This window comes from Actinoallomurus sp. CA-142502 (assembly GCF_050936355.1).
GTDB classification, from domain to species: Bacteria; Actinomycetota; Actinomycetes; order Streptosporangiales; family Streptosporangiaceae; genus Actinoallomurus; species Actinoallomurus iriomotensis.
Genome location: NZ_JBNJMY010000001.1, coordinates 10,171,947 through 10,189,825 on the forward strand (window position 1 = coordinate 10,171,947; position 17,879 = coordinate 10,189,825).

Below are 17,879 nucleotides of genomic sequence, written 5' to 3' on the forward strand. Positions count from 1 at the left end.
GTCGTTACTCCTCGACTCTCACGGGCGCCGGGGCCGGCGTCGGGTTGGTGAGCGGCTCGTCGCCCCAGGAGACGGGCGGCATGTCCTCGACCTCGCGGACCTCGTTCGGCGTCTCGAACCGGTTGCGAAGCGCGATCTCATGCGCCCGGTAGCGGGTGAGCAGGTCGGTGCGGACCAGCGCGGCCCGGTTGAACTTCACGTACCGCGGCCGGGGCAGCAGCTTGGACAGCAGCCGTTCCAGCCGCACCAGCCACGGGTCGGCCGCGTAGGTGAGCAGGTCCAGGGAGCGCTGCTCGACGTTCGCGTAGGTCAGCGACCCGCCGGTCTCGTACCCGAAGACCTCGGCGAAGCCGGGCCCGAAGATCCGGCAGCACTCGGCGGCGGTGTAGTTGTTCGTCTCCAGGAACTGCGACTCGTTCGGGTTGACCTGGATCGGTTTGAACGACCAGCCGTTACCGAGCACGACCGGCTCACGGTTCCCGCGTACGGCGTCCATGAAGCGCCGCTTCGCGGTGTCGGACTGTGCCTTGTTCAGGTCGTTCTCGTTGGCCAGGATGCCGGAGGGGTGCGCGCCGTCGGTGAACCACTGCGCGCCGAACCGCAGCGCCGAGATGCCGGTGCCGATCGTCAGGGCGTGCATCTCGATCGGGGACAGGCCTTGCACGCGGCCGGGGACCGGGTGGACGCGGGCGTGCCAGACTTCCGCGGCGTCGACGTGGCGGCCGGCGATGCGCCAGTCCAGCGCGCCGTTCTGCTCGCGGCGCACGGACACGTCGTCGGGGTGCGCGAGGGTGATCAGCGTCGGTGTTCCCAGGCGCTGGTCGCGGGCGCCGACGATACCGACGCCGTTGCCGCGCAGCATGAGGGAGAACACCAGCTGGTAGAGCCAGTCGGGCAGGCCGTGCCCGTCACCGCCCAGGTCGGCGAGCCAGGCCGGCAGCGGCACCTGCCGCTTGTCCTGCTCTTGGCCGGTGTAGGCGTCCAGGGGCATGCACTCGGCGAACGTGGCGATCAGGTTGACGCACGCCCAGACGGCGACCTTCTGCAGCGAGGCCTCGGTGGTGTGGGTGTCGAACCCGACGTTGCCGGGGCCGACCTCGGAGTTGCGCGGGATCGGCGGCGAGATGAAGCTCAGTGCCCGCTGCTCGCGGGCGTGCGTACCGAACAGCACGCTCATGACTGCTCCCGGGGTCGGGCGGTGCGCCGGGCGTCGGCGACGCGGTCGGCGAGCAGCCCGCCGCCGGCGATGATGAACCCGGCCGGGTGGTAGGCCAGCCACGCGCCGTAGGACACGAGCGCCAGGCCGCCGATGCCGGGCGCGGCCCGGACGGCGTGCCCCGCGGCGGTCGCGGCCAGCAGGCGCAGCCTGTTCAGACGGTTCACCAGATGTTCTCCAGCGGATCGGAGTTCCGGGCCAGGTGGGCGTGGGTCGCCAGGCCCCAGGCGGCGTTCGTCACCGCAACGAGTGGCGAGATGTCGACGGACAGGCCGCGCCGGTTCCACGCCCACCCGTCGCCGAGCGGTCGCTTCGCCGCGCCGGCCAGCGCGGCGTTCAACGGCGCCTGCCCGCGGTGCCGCAGCTCACCGGAGTCACACACCGCGTCGTAGAACTGGCCGCAGGCCTGCATCACGTCACGGGCGCTCGGCTTGACGACCTCGATGCCGGCGGCCTCCAGCGGGGCGATCAGCGAACCGGCCGGCCCCGCACCGTCGACGACGACCGCGCACGGCCGCCACCGGTCCCGCATCTCCCGGATCCGCTCGACCACCCAGCCGCCGCCGCGCTGGTGCTCGGCGACCTCGACGTGTAGCAGCTCGTCCGCGCGGTACCCGGCCACACCGATCGCGGCGTACGAGCGGTCCGGGGTCATGTCGACGGCGAACGCGAACAGGCCGGCCGGTTGGGACTCCGGATCGCACCGGTCCTCCCACGGCCCCTTCGGGATGACCTGCCATTCCTCCGGCGCGTCATCGGGCCACATGTTCAGGTACGCCCGCCGGTACTCCGCCAGCGGCAGCCGCTCGTGCTCCGCGCGGATCGCGGCCTCGCTGATCGTGTGGCCGAGCGCCGGCATGCAGCCGCGCCACGTCGCCGGATCCGCCGGGTCGGCGTCGGGCGGCGCGGACCACTCGAAGTAGGCCACCGCGTCCGTCAGGCCGAGCTCGGCGCGCACGCGGCCGGTGTCGACCTTCTGCCGCAGGTACGCCGACCGTGCCGTGCCAGCCGTCGACGGCACCCACAGCTGCGGCTGAGGCCGCGTGATCATCGTCGGCGACAGGCCCTGCTCGAGCCGGGCGTCCTCATGCGCGAACGCCTCGTCGATCACTGCGAGGTCGAGCGTGGCGCCGTGGCCGGCCTTCTCCGTCGAGCTGGTGATGCCGTGCATCGAGCCGTTCGACCACTTGATGGCCTCGTTGCCGTTGGTCTTGCGGACCTCGTACATCGCCCGCAGCGGCGAGGCGTCGAGGATCGGGAGATGGTCGTCTTCCCACTTCTTGCGCGCGTCGTTGCGGGTCTGCGCGGTGTAGACGATGTTCTGGCGTCGGCCGAAGCCGAGCGCCCGGTGCACCATCACGGCCAGCAGCAGCGAGGTCTTCCCGCTCTGCCGGGGGACGGTCAGGTCGACCTCGCGGTACGCCAGCAGGCCCGTGTCCGGGTCGACCTCCAGCGCCACGTCGGCGACGTGCTGCTGCCACGGCATGAGCGGCATGCCCAACAGCCGCGCAACCTCCGCGACCTTCGGACCGAGCGTCGGCCGGTCAAGACGTCGCGGGGTCCCGAACCTCGGGGGACACGACAGGGGCGGCGAGCTGACGGAGGAGCTCGGCAGTGGCATCGCTGACATCGGCCGCCTCCGTCATCGCCTTGATGGTGTCCCGGAGCTCCCGGGCGTTCGCCGACATCGCCATACCGGTGGCGCCGCCGTCGATCCGCTGCGCCAGCGCGAACGCCAGCTCGGCCAGCGGCGCCTGGAAACCCTCCAGCGAGCCGAGCTCGTCGACGGCCTCACGCGTCTTGGCTTCGATGGGCCCGTAATCGCCTTCAGCAGCCACCGCGACCCCCAGAAAATGACTCTGCGTACACGATCAAGGAACTGGCCGATCAGGCACCTGACCTGCGCGTTTGTTAGGTCGGGGAGAGAAAAAGGGAGCCGCTGGCGCGGGGTGGTCCGCCCTGGTGATCAAAAAGCCCCTGACCTGCGGAAACGCCATGATCGCCCGTGACCTGCGAGAACGCCTCACCGGCCAGTGTCACGCGCTGTTACCACCGTCGAGAGGTGTTCAGGGGCGGCGGCATGGCCGCCCGGCTCCCCTTGATCTGGTTGCAGCACCGGCCGCACGTGGGACACCGGGACAGCGAGCCATGCGCGGGACGCAGCAGCGCCGGGTCGCACGGGTCCAGGCCGAGCGCCCTGATCACGGTGAGCGGCGGGTCGTGGTCGACGTCGCCCGCCCCCTCGTGCCCGCACAGCACGCACACCGTGGAGGCGGCGAGCACCTGCGCCCTGGCCCTACGCCATGGACGGCCGGTACGTCCGTCACTTCCCACAGCTGTCCACCTCCGGGCAGGTGCGGCAACCGGCGCGCGGGTGTGAGCGTCCCAGTGCGACCGGGGGATCCACGAACGGAAGGGACGTCGAATGCTCAGGGTGTGTGTCGCCGCGGGGGCGCTGCTGCTCGCGGCCGGGTGCGGCGGGCACGGTGTGGCAGCCTCGCCGGTGAAGACGGTGACGGCCACGCCGAAGGTGACGATCGACGAGCAGGCCACCGAGATGTGCCACAAGCTGGCCGAGGCCAGGACACTGGAAGCGAACGCGAAGTACGCGCAGGTGAACGATGTCCGCGCGTTGACGATGCGGATTCAGGCGCAGACGCTGGCGTTGAAGACGGCGGTGCCGGATGTCCACCAGATCGCGACGGACCCGGCGGCGACTGCCGGGCCGAGCGTGCCGCGGCTGGAGAGCTGGTGCACGGCGAACGGTTTCCGCCTGTAGCAATGCGAAGAGCCCGGCAGGGGACCGGGCTCTGAAGACAGCTCTGCCACTGGCAGGTCTCTATTTCACCATGCGTGAGCAGCGGTGATCAAGCTGCCTGGTTACGGCGCGTCGCGAGGATGGCCTCGACGTCCTCGATCGCGTAGAGCGTGCGGCCGTGGGCGTCCCGGTCGCGGCGAGGCAGCCGCTCCGGGTAGCGGCAGGCGTAGATCCGCACGGCGTTGGGCGTGGTGCCGAGCATCAGCGCGGCGGACTCGGTGTCGATGAGGGTCACGTCCTCCGCTCCTCCGTCTGGTTGAGGACGACATCTCCGAAGATCGCCATGGCGACGTCGGTGAAGGCTGCACAGTGCTCTTCAGGAGAGGCTTCGATGCGCTCATGCGCGCGGCGATAGTGCTCCTGCGTCAGCGCTTTGTGCAGCCGCTGGCGTAGCTCGGCCATCTCGATCATGCGGTCTCCTGGGGTGCGAGGCGGCGGCGCTGCTCGGCGACGAGCCGGCCGAGGAACGCATACTCGCTCGGGCCCCACTCGCCGTCGCAGTCGCGCGAGGGGCAGTAGAGGCCGCCGCCGCGCTGCCACCTGATCGCTTCGCGGTCGCCGCGGGCGGTCTCGTCGAGGGTGCCTTCGTCGCCGCGCTGTCGGAGCTGGACGAGCGGGTCGTCGTGGAGAGGGCAGGTGATGGCGCCCATGCTGCCGGCGAGGGGCACGGCGCGGCGGGAAAGGCCGATCGCCTGGCGGGTGACTCGATGCCAGCGCAGCACGGTGGCCGCGAGGCGGCGGGCCTGGCTGTTGAACTGCCGACCGACGAGACGGCGGTACAGGACGCCGAGAGAGTCGAGGGTGCGCTCCAGGCCGAGGTTGTCGCCGGGCTCGTTCAGCCACGAGCGGGCGGCGTGCGCAGCCGGCCATGCCTCGTCCTGGAGCATGAGCGCCGCGGTGAGCACGTCACCGTTCACGGGTAGGACGTGGACGTTCGTGGACGTGGCGACGCGTTCGCCTTCGCCGGCGCCGCTGTCGCGTTCGAGCGCGGCCGCGAGGGCGGGGAGCAGGGCCAGCAGTTCGGCGACAGCGTCGTCGACCAGGTCGCCAAGCTCGTGAAGGTCGGTCGTCATCGTGCCCCCATGTCGGACGGTTGAGAGTCGGCGGCCGGGGCGCCCGGCGTGCGAGCGCCCCGGACGGTCTGGTCAGCGCTCGTCGTCGTCTTCTGGCCAGCGCCAGCGGGCGAAGTGGTCGGCGGTGCCCTTGAGCTGGGCGGCGAACAGGTTGCGGGTGCGCTTGTCGGGCGCGACCTGCATCAGCGAGTCGATGACGTCGGCGACGTCGCAGAGCCGCTGCCAGTGGGACAGCGCGGGATCGGCGGTGGCGCAGCCGCGGCAGATGTCGGCGTATCGCCAGTGGCCGTCGCGGGTGCCGAGGTCGTGGATGACGTGGTAGGTCTGCGTGCTGAAGGAGAGCAGGCACCGTCCGCAGCGGTGCACGCCGCCGCTGAGGACGATCGGCAGATCCGTGGCTTCCTGCTCGCCGAGCACCTCGTCGAGGTGGCGGTCGAGGTCGGCGCGGACGGCCGCGTCGTCGAGCTTCTCGACGTAGTGCAGGTACGCCGCCGGGCCTTCCTCGACCAGGAAGGCGGCCTCCTTCTGGATCGCCTCGGGGACGCGGTACGTCGCGGTGGCGTCGGGGTCCTCGATGGCGTACAGGGCCTCGCAGAGTTCGGTGACGCGCTGGCCGTACCGGGCGAGAGCCTCGGTGCGCTGCTGGTCGGTCGTGTCGGTCATGAGATCCTCCTTCGTGGGCCGGGCGCAGCTCCAATGCGCCCGGCCCGGCTTGTTACTGGTCGGTGGTCGTGAACTGGGCGCGGAGTGCGGCGAGGAACCGCTCGGGGTTCTCCTCGATCCACTGGCGGTGGGCGCGAAGGTCGGCGGCGAGCTGCTGCGCCTCGGCGAGCTTCCGAACGGACTCCTGGTGGACCCGCTCGGCCTCCTTCAGTGCGGCGTCGGCCCTGCCGTCGGCATCAGCACGACGGGCCGCGTCGGTGCGCATCCGGGTGCGGGCGGTCATGCCGACGCTGATCACGACGACGACGGCAACGATGACGATGGCGGCCAGGTCGGTCATGTTCTCGATGGACTGGGGACTCACGCGGACCTCCGGGGGTTGGCGAGCTGGTAGCGGATGACTCCGGCCTCGGCGAGCATCTGCACAGCACGCAGGGCGTGGCTCGGGCAGAGCTGGATGCTGGCCGGATCGTCGTCGGCGACCTCGTTGGCGCACGGGTTGTCGAAGCGGTCGCGGTACCGGCACCGCGCCTTGCGCTCCGGCGCGGCCGGCGGGGCGGTGGTGGACATGGGCGGTCTCCTTCGGTCAGTCGACGACGCGCAGGTGGCGGCCGTCGGTGGGGGCAGTGGGCCAGTGCCCACCGGCCATGTCGCCGGTCCGGGCGTAGTGGCCCTGGAACGCGACCGAGACCACGCCGGTGGGCCCGGATCGGTTCTTGTCCACGATCAGGTCGAGCTCGCCCGCGCGCGGGCTCTCCTTGTCGTGGGCGTCCTCGCGGTGCAACAGGATCACGACGTCGGCGTCCTGCTCCACGGCACCGGAGTCGCGCAGATCGGCCATGGTGGGCCGCTTGTCGTTGCGCTTCAGCGACTCCCGGTTGAGCTGGTGGAGCGCGACGATCGCGACGCCGAACTCCATCGCCATGAGCTTCAGGCCCCTGCTCAACTCCGCGACCGCGCGCTCCCGCGACTCGGCTCTCGGCGCCGTCATCAGCCCCAAGTAGTCGATGATCACGAGCTTCGCCGGGGCGGTGCGGGCCATGCCGCGCAGCCGGGCGCGGACCCGGGCGAGGGTGACGCGCGGGTCATCGTCGACGACGAGCGGGGCTTCCTGCACGCGGTCCTGAGCGCGGGCGATGCGCTCCCAGTCCATCGGCTGGAGGTTCTCCTCGCGGAGCCGGGCCAGCTCGACCGTCGCCTCGGCGGCCATGAGCCGGTCGGCGACCTCGGCCGCAGTCATCTCCAGGGAGTGCAGCAAGACGGGCATGCCGTTCCGTACGGCCGCACACCGGGCGATGTCCAGGGCGGTCACGGACTTCCCCACGCCCGGCCGGGCGCCGACGACGACGAGCTGGCCGGGGCGCAGGCCGGCGAGCAGGCGGTGCACATCGGCCCACGGCAACGGCACGGCGTCGACCGTGGGCTGGCCGGCCTCCAGGTCTTCGAGGCGGCGGAGCACGACCTCACCGATCGTCGGTGGTTGTTCGCCGGTGACCTTCGCGGTCGCCTCGTCGATCGCCGACCGGATGACGTCGACGTGCCGCTCCGGCTCGAACCCGGGCTCGGCGGCGAGTTGCTGCGCGGTCGTGAGCGCCATCAGCACGCGCCGACGGAAGGCGTCGTCGGCCACGATCTGCGCGTCGTACCTCATGCTGGTCGATCGGCGTGCGGCGAGCTGTGACAGGGTGAGCCCGCCGCCGACCGCACCGGCCACGCCGCGGGTCGTCAGGTGGTCCAGCACGGAGATCGGGTTCACCGGGTCGCCCGCCTCGACGAGCGCGGTGATGGTCTCCGCGATCGTCTGATGGCCCGAGCGCCAGAAGTCCCCGGGGGCGAGGACGTCGGCCATCGCCTCGCCGGTGGCCTTGGTCTGGATGGCGAGCCCGAGCACGGCCTGCTCGGCGGCGATGACGGAGTCGGCCGGGGCGAGACCGGGCAGACTGCCGTTGTCCTGGTCGGTGGTCACTGGGCGGCCCTCCGACGGTCCGGGCCGTCGAGGGTGACCACGGTCGCGCCGTCGGCGAGACGGCTCGCGATCCGCTCGCCGAGCAACTCGCCGAGCTTCGGGGCGTTGGTCGTGACGATCGTCGGCAGGTGGTGGCTCCATCGGTGGTCGACGAGCCCGAGCAGGTGGGCCGCGGCCCAGTCAGTGACCTTGACCGAGCCGATGTCGTCGACGGCCAAGAGCTGTACGGCGGCGAGCCGGTCGAGGTGCTCCTCGTCGACCGGCGGGGCGATGATGCGGCTCAGTTCGTACGCACTGACGACCTCCCACTCGCCCCGCCATCCATTGACGAGCAGCGTCTCCACGCTCTTCCAGATCGACCAGCTCTTGCCGGTGCCGGTCGGGCCGCCGAGCAGCAGCGTCCGGGCCTGCCGGCCGACGAGCGCCTCCAGCCAGGCATGCACACGGGCGTCGAGCTTCCCGCGCGCCGTGAAGGCGGCAGGGCGGCGGGAGTAGAAGCGGTTCAGCCGCCGCTCGCGGTCCTCGGCGAGCCACTGCTCGAAGAGCTCCGCCGAGTCGTCAGGGGTGGTCACAGCTCGATTCCTTGTCCGTTGGTCCATTGGTCGTTCACCCGGGCGCGCGGTCCGTGGCCGGGTACGCCATCGGTGCCGGTGGCAGCCAGCTCGGGCTCGTCGAGCCAGCACTCGCCGTTCAGCCACGTGGCGGGGTTCTGGATGTAGCCGCGTCGGACTTTGTCGGTGGTGCGGTAGCGCTTCACGCCGTCGATGAGCACCTGGACGTCGCCGCCCGCTTTGGCGAGCGCCTTGGGGAAGGCCTTGACGGCCTGCCCTCGCTGCTTCTTGGCGGGATACTCCGCGTACCAGGCGGCGAAGTCGGGGTGCTCGCTGTTGGCCTTGGTGCGGATCGTTGTTCCCCCCACACCCCCCTCGGTCTTCTTCTCCGTAGGAGAAGAAGACGTTGGGAAAGACATTGGATTGTGTCCGGCTCTCGGACTAGTCCCGTCCGGCTCCCGGACTAGTCCGGCTCTCGGACTAGTCGTGTCCTGCGGTTTCTCGTCACCCCGTCCGGCTCCCGGACTAGTCCGGCTCTCGGACTGGTCCAGCAGCCGGACGGGGGCGGAGATCGTGTAGCCCGTCCGGGCGTGCTGCTTCAGCGCCTCGCGCGTCGTCGGCCGAGTGCGCTTCAGCCAGCCGTCGGCTTCGAGGCGGTTGAGATGCTCGGCCACCGTGCCGCGCCCCAGGCCGGTCTCCTGCACGAGGGTGGTCAGGGACGGCGCGAACTCTGCGGGCACCTTCAGCGTTCCGTTCGTGACGTGTGTCAACAGGGTGTGGATGAGCAGGCGTGACGGCGCCGGGAGCGTCGACCGCTTGACGGCGGTCTCCACATCCCAGCGGTCTGGCCCCCGACGGGCCACGCGCTCAGCTCCCGGGCTTCTTGGCAGCGAGCCGGTCGAGGTGGGCGTGGACCTCGGCGCGGATCGCCTCGATCATCCCGGCGACCTCGGCATCGCGCTCCTCGCTGCTGCCGCCGCGTTCGGTGACCCGGGCGTGGATCACCTCGGCGGCGCAGTAGACGTGGTGCGTCAGTGTGGACAGCGCGACGCTGCGCGCGGTCACGGCCTGGTCGGCGAGGTGCTCGACCGAGGCCTCGAACGTGTCGTGGGCAGCGTCATCAGGTCGCCCGGCGTTGCCGGCGGCCGTGGTAGGCGAGGTCATGACGCTCTGGCCTCGGCATCCTTCGCGGCCTCGCCTTCGATCCACGTGTGCAGGTCCGATTCCCAGCAGACGAGGCGGCGGCCGAGCTTGAAGATCGGCGGCCCCTCGCCGCGGTGGCGCATGTAGCGGAGCGTGGCCTCGGTGAGCGTGGAGGTCTCGCTGATCTCGGGGAGCTGAAGAAGCCGGTCACCCTTGCGTGAGGGCGTTGGCTGTCGTTGGGTAGTCTTCAACGTCGAAGCCTTCTCTGAGCTGGTGATGCGGTGAGGGGCAGGTCTTCTGATGGCCTCGGTCGGTGGTAGGACACCGGCCGAGGCTTCTTTCTTCTTTCGGTCCTCCGGACGCCTTCGCCGGTGGTAGGACACCAGCAGAGCTTCCTTCGAACACATGATCCCATGTGGCTATCGTTGGTGGCAACTAGACACCGCCGATTAGTGATGTCAGTGTGGAAACATGGCAGCACCACCAGACGGCATCGAAGAGGTCTTCGGGCGGCGAATGCGGCGCCGACGCGAGGAGCTGGGCATCAGCACCCGGACCTTCGCGGCGCGCATGAGAAGCCAGGGCTTCGAGTGGCACCACACGACGGTCCAGCGCGTCGAGTCGGCCAAGCGCCCAGCTCGCCTCGGCGAGGCCGCGTCGATCGCGGCGATCCTCAGCACGGAGCTTGAGAGGCTTCTCCAGCCGGAGACGGATCCGGCCGTGATCGCGGCCCTAGAGCGCGAACACGATGCGTATGTCCAAGCGAGCACAGAGGCGCGTGCCAGGCTAAGGGACGCAGAAGCCGAGCGCGCCGAGCATGAGGCGCACGCCCATGACGCCATGCAGGCGCTGCTTGCCAGCCGGCAGCGGGTGCAAGAACTCACAACCGATCTGGAGAGGATCGACACCCACGTGCGAGGGATCCAGGCGCGACTCGCGAGCGCCAGGAGGGATCTCGAAGGCACCGCCTCATGAACGTCAGGGCGCAGCGAGGGGTGACGCCGATAGTCAGGCTCGCAGTTCACAGACGCACCCCATCTCACGCCTACATTCGTTTGGTGTTGCTGGCCACACCAAGCTTGCCACACCGAATCACTCTGGGCAACTACACTGATTTGGTGTAGTGTGCTGCCGTGGGTATCGACGAGAACGCAGAGGTTGAGCCGCCGCGCGAGACGGTCGATGAGCGCTTCGCGGACAACATCCGCACACGTCGCGAGATGATGGGTCTCTCGCAGACGGAAGTCGCCGAGCGCATGTCGAAGGAGTTCGGTCACCCGTTCCATCAACAGACCGTCGCGAAGATCGAGAAAGGCTCTCGAAGCGTCCGCCTTGGTGAGGCGGTTGCGCTCGCCCGGATCCTCGACACCAACGTCGATCTCTTGGCCTTTCCGAGCCGGGCTGCCCTGGATGCACGCGAACTCTTCATCATGAGCAGGAAGGCCGGCGAGCTCTACAAGAAACTCGTGGACGAGTCGAAGGAGCTGCTGACCCTGCAAGCCGATCTGGGGAGTCGCGTTGGGATGGCAACCCGACGTGACTACTACGACGGCGACCACAAGCTGAGGGTAGAGCGGAACCTCCGAATGGCGCGGAACGCGTTGGAGTTGACGCCGGATGCGGCGTTGGCGAGAGCAATCGAGGAGCTATCGGCCGAGGCCATTCGCGCACGAGATGACAGAGATGTCGACCGCGAGATGGGGGTCGCATACCCTCGTCGCACTCGCGTGCCGATCGAGCGGCTCGCATGGCTCGGGGGCGAGCTCAACCGGATGTTGTCGAGCCTGACTCACGACTACCGCCGTCTGTGGCGAGACCCGCGTACCTTCCTGGCCCGGCACCTTGTCATGGTGGCGGCACTCAGCGACGGCGGGTATTCGACTGAAGAGATTGCGGAGCTGATCAACGAGGATCCGGAAAACGTCGAGAGAATGATCTCAGACGGGAAGAACGTTTATGAAGAAAGGCATCGATGGGAGGAGGGCGAAGGGGAGCGATCCGCAAGGGATAAGGCGAATATAGAATTCGCTTACCGGGTGGGTGTGCTACCGAATTACGAGGACAGCAGGCAGGATGCTCTGTTCAAGTGGGAGCGACACCTCATTGCCGTACGCGAGCTTCACGCTTCCGGGATGCCGGTTGAAACGATCGCCGAGAAGCTGGGAGAAGTCCCTTCGGTTGTCGAAGAGATGATCGCCGAGGCGCGGAAGCTCAAAGACTCCGAGGAATCCGACCACCACTCTGACGCGAACGCCGGGAACCGGGAGGGCTGACCGTGGCGCGTCCCCCTCTCCCTGTAGGCACGGCCGGGAAGATCCGCTTCCAGAAGCTGGGTAAGCACCGGGTACGCGCCCGGGTGAACGTCCGGGACTACGACGGCGAAACCCGCGAGGTCACCCGATTCGGCCCAACCCAGGCGGCGGCCGAGCGGCGGCTGAAGGAAGCTCTACGCGATCGCACGGGGGCGCCGGCCGATGGGGAGATCACGGCGGACACCAGGCTTCGTGACGCGGCCAAGCTGTGGTGGGCCGAGGTGGAAGACTCCGCGGACCACAGCAAGCAGACCAAGGAGATCTACGAGCGGGCACTGGACCGCGTCCTCGCGGCGCTCGGCGGCCTGCTGATGCGCGAGGTCGACGTGCCGACATGCGACCGGTTCATCAAGGCTGTGCGGAAGAACCACGGCCCCAGCGCGGCGAAGACGGCCAAGGGTGTGCTGTCACTCCTGCTCGGGATGGCTGTCCGCCACGGCGCTCTGGCCGCGAACCCCGTCCGAGACGTCGCGAAGATCTCGGCCGGCCGACGATCTCGGCCGCGGGCGCTCACCGTCGATGACGAGACCGCGATGCTGCTGAAGGTCTCGGCGGACGAGCAGGCGCGCGAGCTGGACGTCCCGGACCTGGTGGAGTTCCTCGACGGCACGGGCATGCGGATCGGTGAGGCCCTCGGGGTCCGCGCCGAGGTCGTCGACCTGGACGCCGGCGTGCTGGAGGTCAACGCGACCGTGGCGAGGTTGAAGGGCCTGGGCACGGTGCTCCAGCTCCGGCCGAAGACCGAGGCGGGCTGGCGGGTGATCGCGCTGCCGGATCGCCTGGTGGAGCTGTGCCGCCGTCGGATGGCGATGTCGTGGCCGCACGCCGACCGGGAGATCACGGTGATCGGCGCGGACGACGAGACGACGCAGCGGCCGGCCTGGGACGTGGGCCTGCTGTTCCCCGGCCTGTTCGGCGGAGTGCGGAACCCGTCGAACGCGAACCGGGATCTGAAGGAAGTGCTGGGCCGCGTCGACGCCGAGAGGTTCGCGTGGGTGACGTCCCACACCTTCCGGCGGACGGTGGCGACCCGGCTGGACGAGGCGGGTCTGAGCGCCCGCGCGATCGCCGATCACCTCGGCCACGCGAAGCCGTCCATGACTCAGGACGTCTACATGGGGCGCAACGTGGCGTCCGCCGAGGCGGCCAAGATCCTCGACAGAAGGGACTCATAAGGTGGGCGTAAACCGGGCGTACAACAGAGAAGCCGCCGATCAGATCTTCTCTGACCAGCGGCTTCAAAGTCGGTGGAGGTGGCGGGAATCGAACCCGCGTCCTTCGGTACCAAGACAGGGCTTCTCCGGGCGCAGCCTGCTTGGCGTTTTCTCAGCCCCGGCGCTCACGCAGGCGTGTCGCCGACAGGCTCAGCCGCTGTTTGGTTTCCCTGTTGTTCCCGCGGCCGGGACTACAGGTTGAGTCTCCTTACGATGCCAGGTCCCGAGTCGGAGACGCTCTCGGGCTGACAAGTTCGCTACCTAGCCTCAGGCGGCGAGGGCGAACTGAGTGCGCTTAGAGTTGGCACTTGTTGTTTTGCGGTTACAGGATTTACGAGGTCACAACCGCAACCCTCGGCCCGCTTCCCCATGTCTCGACATACCGAAGTCGAAACCGATCACCCCCATGTTCAGTTGTCAACGGGCACCCGCAGGCACCCACCAGACCGACCGTACACGTACAACGCACCCCACGCCAACGTGATTCCCGGCCGTGGACACCGAACACAGAGAGAGAAGATGAGAACCCCCGTGGGCGTGGACTAGGCACACCCACGGGGGTGACCGGCAGGGTCGGGCCGGTCCGGACGGCAGAGCCTCCCCCGAGACGAGGCTCTGGTCTCATCACGGCGACTGAGTCCGCAACCCCCCAAGCGGTGTCTCAGTCATCTGTTAAGACGTCGGTGACCCCGGCGAAGGTTGTGCCCGTTGGGTCAAGAGATGACAAAGTCGCGAACGCCCTGCCCGTACGGCGGATCAGCCCGGTACGTTCCGCAGGAACCTCGCCGCGACCGCCGCCGCGTTGACCTTTCCCTCGACGGCCAGGGCGAAGGCCACGTTGCCGCGGAAGCCCACGAACCACGAGACCGTCTTGCCCGAGCCGTACGGCACCTGGGCGACCACGCCGCTGACCTTGTTGCCCGCCAGGTTGGCCGAGCGGGCCGCGCCGGAGGTGACCGATTCGCGCAGCAGCGGCTGCAGCGTCGAGATCGAGTCCGAGTCGAGCGACCGCGGCTGGATCGCCTGGGGCGGCGCCGGGTCCTTGATCAGGCTCGGCGGCTTCCAGGTGCCGCTCTCCACCGTCGCGGCGGCGAGCGCCATCGCCAGGGGGCTCACCTCGATGCGACCCTGGCCGACCATCGACGCGGCGCGCTCGGCGTCGTTCGACGGCGGCGGCACGGTGCCGGAGAACGACGGCAGCGGCAGGGTCCACGGCAGGCCGATCCCGAAGCGGGCCGCGCTCGTACGGAGGTCCTGGTACGCCAGCGACCGGTACATCGACGCGAACGCCGTCGGGCACGAGCGGACGAAGTTGCTCTGGAACGTCTTGCCGCGCGAGGAGGAGCTGTGGAACACCTGGTCGCCGACCTTGTACGTCGGCGGGCACGACAGGGCGGCGTTCATCTTCTGGTCATAGCCCAGGAGCGCCTGGGTGGTGATCATGCCGAAGGTCATCCCCGGCGGGTAGCGGCCCTCGAACGCCTGGTTCTTGCCGTCGGTCTGGTGGTCGGCGGCGGCCAGGACCTCACCGGTCGCCTGGTGCACGGCGGCCAGCGACGCGGGCGCGTGCAGCCCCTTCAGGGCGTTCTCCGCCGCCTCCTGCACCCGCCGGTCCACCGTCGTCCGTACCGGCCGGCTCAGCGCGCCCGGCAGTTCGTACAGCACCTGGCTGGACGCGCCCGAGGGGTTCTGGGCGACCACCTTCACCGTCGGGGTGCCGGCGAGGCGGCGCTGGTCGAGCACCTGCAGGCCGGAGACGCCGATCGTGTCACCCGGCTGGTACGGCGCGCCGACCTGCTGGAGGAGCTCGGCCGTGGCCGGGCCCAGCTGGCCGACGACGTCGGCGGCGGTCGCGGGTGCGAGCGGCAGGTACCGCGTGCGGGCCTGCACGCCGGGCACCTGCAGGAGCTGGGCGGCCACCGTGGCCTGGGCCGGCAGCTGGAGCGTCACCAGCGGCAGGAACTCCTGCGGCGGCGCGGAGCGTACGCGCCCGAGGACGCGGTCCTTGTCCAGATTGGTGATCTTGGAGAGCTTGTCGAGCGTGGCGTCCGGCTTGGTCAGCTGGCCCGGCAGGACGCCGAAGATCTCCACCTTGGTCTGCCTGGTCAGGGCGCGGCCCTTGGAGTCCTGGACGTACGCCCGCTGCGGCGTCTCGGTGACGACGGCGAGCCGCTCACCCTGGCCGAGCTTCGGGTGGATGATCGACGGGCTCCACACGACCTTCCACTGGCCGCCGGACCGGTGCAGACGCATCTGGCTGCCGTAGTCCCAGGGCGGGCCGTTGTCGCCGAGGTCGATCCTGACCTCGAACTGGGCCGTCGCGTCGTCGTCGTCCTTGCGCACGTGGCCGAGCGCGAGGTGGAGGGAGGCGAGGTCGAGCTGGCCCGGCAGCGCCTGGAGCGCGCCGGCGACCGCCTTGCGGTCGCCGTTGGTCTGCTTGGCGGCGCCGGAGTAGTTGCCGTTCTGCCAGGCCACCAGGAAGTTTCGCACCGTGGGCAGCGGCGAGGGCTCCGCGAACATCCTGCAGCCGGAGACGGCCAGCAGCGCCCCCGTGATGGCCGCCACTCCGCGGACCCGTCGCATGACCACCCTCAGCGCCTTCTCAGCTGTGCCGCCCGAGCGCGCTGCATCTCGCGTTCGGCATCCCGTTTGGCGATGGCCTGCCGCTTGTCGTACGCGCGTTTGCCTCGCGCCACCGCGATCTCGACCTTGGCCTTTCCGTCCTTGAAGTACAAGGACAACGGGACGATGGTGCGCCCGGACTCGGTCGTCGCGCCGCTCAGCTTGCCGATCTCGCGCCGGTGCAGCAGCAGCTTACGGGGCCGCCGGGCGGCGTGGTTGGTCCACGTTCCCATCGTGTACTCGGGAATGTGGACGCCCTCGAGCCAGACCTCGCCGTCGCGGATGTGCGCGAATCCATCGGTCAGGTTGGCCCGGCCGGCCCGTAGTGACTTCACCTCGGTGCCGGTGAGTACGAGGCCCGCCTCGTAGGTGTCCTCTATGTGGTAGTCGTGGCGCGCGCGCTTGTTCTGCGCGATGAGCTTGCGCCCCTCTTCGCGTGGCACTGGAACTCAGCCTCGGTCCTTCTCCCCGTACGGACGGTCGCGGTCGGCCGCGACGTCGGGACCGGCCACGATCACCGCCGATCCCGGCGGGCCGGGCACCGGTCCCCTCCCGAAGGTACGCGATCCGACGATCACCGCGCGATCGTGCCTCAGATCTTCAGGTAGCGGCGGAGGGTGAGGAAGGACGCCAGCGCACAGAGCACCACGCCGAAGCACACCGCGAACACGATGACCTCCGCGACCGCGAACCAGTCGAGTGGGGTGGCGAACTGCAGGTTCTTCGTCAGGCGCCCCAGGAGGAACACCTTGGAGAAGCCCAGCAGGATGGCCGCGAACACACCGCCGATCAGGCCCGCGATGGCGCCTTCGAGGACGAACGGCAGCTGGATATAGAGGTTGGAGGCCCCCACCAGCCGCATGATGCCCGTCTCTCGGCGGCGGTTGAAGGCCGAGAGGCGGATGGTGTTGGCGACCAGCAGCACGGCCGCGATGACCTGGATCGCGGCGATGATCAGTGCCGCCCACTGGAGACCGCCGAGGATCTTGAAGAACTTCTCCAGGATCGCCCGTTCGTTGATCACCTGGTCGACGCCCGGGCGGTTCGTCATCTGGGCGACGACCGCGGCGTACTGCTTGGGGTCCTTCAGCTTCACCCGGAAGGAGTCGGGGATGTCACCGAGCTGGATGGTGTCGGAGAACCCCGGAGTGTTGGCGAAGCGTTCCTTGGCCCGCTGGTACGCCTCCTGCTGAGTCTCCGGAGTGACCTTGGCCACCTGCGGCATCGACTGGAGCTGCGACTTGATCTGGTTCTTCTCGTCGGTCGTCGGCTCGGTCTTGTGGCAGGCGGGGTTGGCGCTCAGCTTGTTGCAGAGGTAGACCGAGACCTCGACCTTGTCCGACCAGTAGTTGTTCGACTTGTCGACCTGCATCTTGAGCAGCACGCCGGTGCCGAACAGCGCCATGGCGATCGCGACGGTGACGACGAGCGCGATGGTCATCGTGAGGTTCCTGCGGAGACCGATCCAGATCTCCTGAAGAACGAACTGTGCGCGCATGCCTCGCTGTCCTTGGTCGTCCGTTATGGGCCGATATGGGGAGCCTCGATCTCCCGCGGAGGCTAGAGGCTACACGCCTCCGTACGCCTGGCCGTACACTCCGCGGGACTGGTCACGGACCACTCGCCCGTCCTCGAGCTCCACCACTCGCTTGCGGAACGCGTCGACGATGGCCGCGTCGTGGGTGGCCATCACCACGGTGGTGCCGGTCCGGTTGATCCGGTCGAGCACCTTCATGATGCCGATGCTGGTCGCCGGGTCGATGTTGCCCGTGGGCTCGTCGGCGAGCAGGATCATCGGCCGGTTGACGAACGCCCGCGCGATCGCGACGCGCTGCTGCTCACCGCCCGAGAGCTCGTCCGGCATGCGGTGCGCCTTGCCTTCGAGGCCGACGAGGTCGATCACCTCGGGGACGACCTTGCGGATGAAGCGCCGGGGCTTGCCGATGACCTCCAGCGCGAAGGCGACGTTCTCATAGACATTCTTGTTCGGCAGCAGCCGGAAGTCCTGGAACACACAGCCGATGCGACGGCGCAGGTGGGGGACCTTCCAGTTGGTGAGCTTGCTCAGCTCCTTGCCGGCGACGTGAATGCCGCCCTGCGTCGGCCGCTCCTCCTTGAGGATCAGGCGCAGGAACGTCGACTTGCCGGACCCGGAGGGACCCACGAGAAAGACGAACTCACCCTTCTCGACGGCCACGTTGACACCCTGCAGGGCCGGCCGGCTCTGGTGCGAGTAGACCTTGGTGACGTTATCAAAGTGGATCACGGCTGCATCACGACGTGTCAGTCTAGGGGGTGGGG

The 17,879-nt window shown here is 69.2% G+C and carries 25 protein-coding genes and 1 other RNA gene; 4 read left to right on the forward strand and 22 right to left on the reverse strand.

Going from position 1 to position 17,879, the window contains the following annotated elements:
• Positions 1–4: 4 nt before the first annotated feature.
• The 5 genes from ACQEV1_RS47670 to ACQEV1_RS47690 form a co-directional block, all read right to left on the reverse strand.
• Positions 5–1,177, reverse strand: a complete 1,173-nt coding sequence (locus ACQEV1_RS47670; RefSeq protein WP_433404266.1) for a phage portal protein — start codon at positions 1,175–1,177, stop codon at positions 5–7.
• Positions 1,174–1,383: a hypothetical protein gene (locus ACQEV1_RS47675; RefSeq protein WP_433404269.1), complete on the reverse strand. Its 210-nt coding sequence runs from the start codon at positions 1,381–1,383 to the stop codon at positions 1,174–1,176. Before ACQEV1_RS47675 ends, ACQEV1_RS47670 begins: the two co-directional genes overlap by 4 nt.
• Positions 1,380–2,711, reverse strand: coding sequence for a terminase large subunit domain-containing protein (locus ACQEV1_RS47680; RefSeq protein ID WP_433404272.1), 1,332 nt, complete (start codon positions 2,709–2,711; stop codon positions 1,380–1,382). Before ACQEV1_RS47680 ends, ACQEV1_RS47675 begins: the two co-directional genes overlap by 4 nt.
• Positions 2,712–2,760: 49 nt before the next feature.
• Entirely contained in the window at positions 2,761–3,054 is a 294-nt protein-coding gene (locus ACQEV1_RS47685; RefSeq protein WP_433404275.1) for a hypothetical protein, read from the reverse strand.
• Positions 3,055–3,262: 208 nt separating this feature from the next.
• Positions 3,263–3,550, reverse strand: coding sequence for a hypothetical protein (locus tag ACQEV1_RS47690; protein ID WP_433404277.1), 288 nt, complete (start codon positions 3,548–3,550; stop codon positions 3,263–3,265).
• A gap of 91 nt (positions 3,551–3,641) precedes the next feature.
• On the opposite strand from ACQEV1_RS47690, the gene ACQEV1_RS47695 reads away from it, so the two are divergent.
• Positions 3,642–3,995, forward strand: coding sequence for a hypothetical protein (locus tag ACQEV1_RS47695; protein WP_433404280.1), 354 nt, complete (start codon positions 3,642–3,644; stop codon positions 3,993–3,995).
• 88 nt (positions 3,996–4,083) lie between these two features.
• Here the strand turns inward: ACQEV1_RS47695 and ACQEV1_RS47700 are convergent, their stop codons facing one another.
• The 11 genes from ACQEV1_RS47700 to ACQEV1_RS47750 form a co-directional block, all read right to left on the reverse strand.
• Positions 4,084–4,269 carry a hypothetical protein gene (locus ACQEV1_RS47700; protein ID WP_433404283.1) on the reverse strand — a complete coding sequence of 62 codons (186 nt, stop codon included), beginning with the start codon at positions 4,267–4,269 and terminating at the stop codon, positions 4,084–4,086.
• Entirely contained in the window at positions 4,266–4,445 is a 180-nt protein-coding gene (locus tag ACQEV1_RS47705) for a hypothetical protein (protein ID WP_433404286.1), read from the reverse strand. The genes ACQEV1_RS47700 and ACQEV1_RS47705 overlap by 4 nt, the downstream gene beginning before the upstream one ends.
• Positions 4,442–5,107 carry a hypothetical protein gene (locus ACQEV1_RS47710; protein WP_433404289.1) on the reverse strand — a complete coding sequence of 222 codons (666 nt, stop codon included), beginning with the start codon at positions 5,105–5,107 and terminating at the stop codon, positions 4,442–4,444. Before ACQEV1_RS47710 ends, ACQEV1_RS47705 begins: the two co-directional genes overlap by 4 nt.
• Before the next feature lie 72 nt (positions 5,108–5,179).
• Entirely contained in the window at positions 5,180–5,770 is a 591-nt protein-coding gene (locus tag ACQEV1_RS47715; RefSeq protein WP_433404292.1) for a hypothetical protein, read from the reverse strand.
• Between the two features lie 52 nt (positions 5,771–5,822).
• On the reverse strand, positions 5,823–6,134 hold the full coding sequence (locus tag ACQEV1_RS47720) for a hypothetical protein (RefSeq protein WP_433404294.1): 312 nt from the start codon (positions 6,132–6,134) through the stop codon (positions 5,823–5,825).
• Positions 6,131–6,340, reverse strand: coding sequence for a hypothetical protein (locus ACQEV1_RS47725; protein WP_433404297.1), 210 nt, complete (start codon positions 6,338–6,340; stop codon positions 6,131–6,133). The genes ACQEV1_RS47720 and ACQEV1_RS47725 overlap by 4 nt, the downstream gene beginning before the upstream one ends.
• A gap of 16 nt (positions 6,341–6,356) precedes the next feature.
• Entirely contained in the window at positions 6,357–7,736 is a 1,380-nt protein-coding gene (locus ACQEV1_RS47730; protein WP_433404298.1) for a replicative DNA helicase, read from the reverse strand.
• Positions 7,733–8,308 carry an ATP-binding protein gene (locus ACQEV1_RS47735; RefSeq protein ID WP_433404301.1) on the reverse strand — a complete coding sequence of 192 codons (576 nt, stop codon included), beginning with the start codon at positions 8,306–8,308 and terminating at the stop codon, positions 7,733–7,735. The genes ACQEV1_RS47730 and ACQEV1_RS47735 overlap by 4 nt, the downstream gene beginning before the upstream one ends.
• Positions 8,305–9,120 (reverse strand): hypothetical protein, encoded by an 816-nt coding sequence (locus ACQEV1_RS47740; protein WP_433404303.1) that lies wholly within the window; start codon positions 9,118–9,120, stop codon positions 8,305–8,307. Before ACQEV1_RS47740 ends, ACQEV1_RS47735 begins: the two co-directional genes overlap by 4 nt.
• Before the next feature lie 34 nt (positions 9,121–9,154).
• On the reverse strand, positions 9,155–9,451 hold the full coding sequence (locus ACQEV1_RS47745; RefSeq protein WP_433404306.1) for a hypothetical protein: 297 nt from the start codon (positions 9,449–9,451) through the stop codon (positions 9,155–9,157).
• Positions 9,448–9,813 carry a helix-turn-helix transcriptional regulator gene (locus ACQEV1_RS47750; RefSeq protein WP_433404308.1) on the reverse strand — a complete coding sequence of 122 codons (366 nt, stop codon included), beginning with the start codon at positions 9,811–9,813 and terminating at the stop codon, positions 9,448–9,450. Before ACQEV1_RS47750 ends, ACQEV1_RS47745 begins: the two co-directional genes overlap by 4 nt.
• An 88-nt stretch (positions 9,814–9,901) precedes the next feature.
• On the opposite strand from ACQEV1_RS47750, the gene ACQEV1_RS47755 reads away from it, so the two are divergent.
• From ACQEV1_RS47755 to ACQEV1_RS47765, 3 genes are all read left to right on the forward strand, one after another.
• Positions 9,902–10,405, forward strand: a complete 504-nt coding sequence (locus ACQEV1_RS47755; protein ID WP_433404311.1) for a helix-turn-helix domain-containing protein — start codon at positions 9,902–9,904, stop codon at positions 10,403–10,405.
• A gap of 158 nt (positions 10,406–10,563) precedes the next feature.
• On the forward strand, positions 10,564–11,703 hold the full coding sequence (locus ACQEV1_RS47760) for a helix-turn-helix domain-containing protein (RefSeq protein WP_433404314.1): 1,140 nt from the start codon (positions 10,564–10,566) through the stop codon (positions 11,701–11,703).
• Positions 11,704–11,705: 2 nt separating this feature from the next.
• Entirely contained in the window at positions 11,706–12,917 is a 1,212-nt protein-coding gene (locus ACQEV1_RS47765; RefSeq protein WP_433404317.1) for a site-specific integrase, read from the forward strand.
• A 70-nt stretch (positions 12,918–12,987) separates the two neighbouring features.
• Here ACQEV1_RS47765 and ssrA read toward each other — a convergent pair.
• The 6 genes from ssrA to ftsE all read right to left on the reverse strand — a co-directional run bounded on the left by ssrA (position 12,988) and on the right by ftsE (position 17,844).
• Positions 12,988–13,362, reverse strand: a transfer-messenger RNA (tmRNA) gene (gene ssrA, locus ACQEV1_RS47770).
• Positions 13,363–13,712: 350 nt separating this feature from the next.
• Positions 13,713–15,539: a penicillin-binding transpeptidase domain-containing protein gene (locus ACQEV1_RS47775; protein ID WP_433404320.1), complete on the reverse strand. Its 1,827-nt coding sequence runs from the start codon at positions 15,537–15,539 to the stop codon at positions 13,713–13,715.
• 8 nt (positions 15,540–15,547) lie between these two features.
• A complete protein-coding gene (gene smpB / locus ACQEV1_RS47780; protein ID WP_285626051.1) occupies positions 15,548–16,021 on the reverse strand; it encodes an SsrA-binding protein SmpB in 474 nt (157 codons plus the stop codon).
• A gap of 6 nt (positions 16,022–16,027) precedes the next feature.
• Positions 16,028–16,156, reverse strand: coding sequence for a hypothetical protein (locus ACQEV1_RS47785; protein WP_433404324.1), 129 nt, complete (start codon positions 16,154–16,156; stop codon positions 16,028–16,030).
• A 14-nt stretch (positions 16,157–16,170) separates the two neighbouring features.
• Positions 16,171–17,076, reverse strand: a complete 906-nt coding sequence (gene ftsX / locus ACQEV1_RS47790) for a permease-like cell division protein FtsX (RefSeq protein WP_285626049.1) — start codon at positions 17,074–17,076, stop codon at positions 16,171–16,173.
• A gap of 69 nt (positions 17,077–17,145) precedes the next feature.
• A complete protein-coding gene (gene ftsE, locus ACQEV1_RS47795; RefSeq protein WP_285578975.1) occupies positions 17,146–17,844 on the reverse strand; it encodes a cell division ATP-binding protein FtsE in 699 nt (232 codons plus the stop codon).
• Positions 17,845–17,879 lie beyond the last annotated feature (35 nt).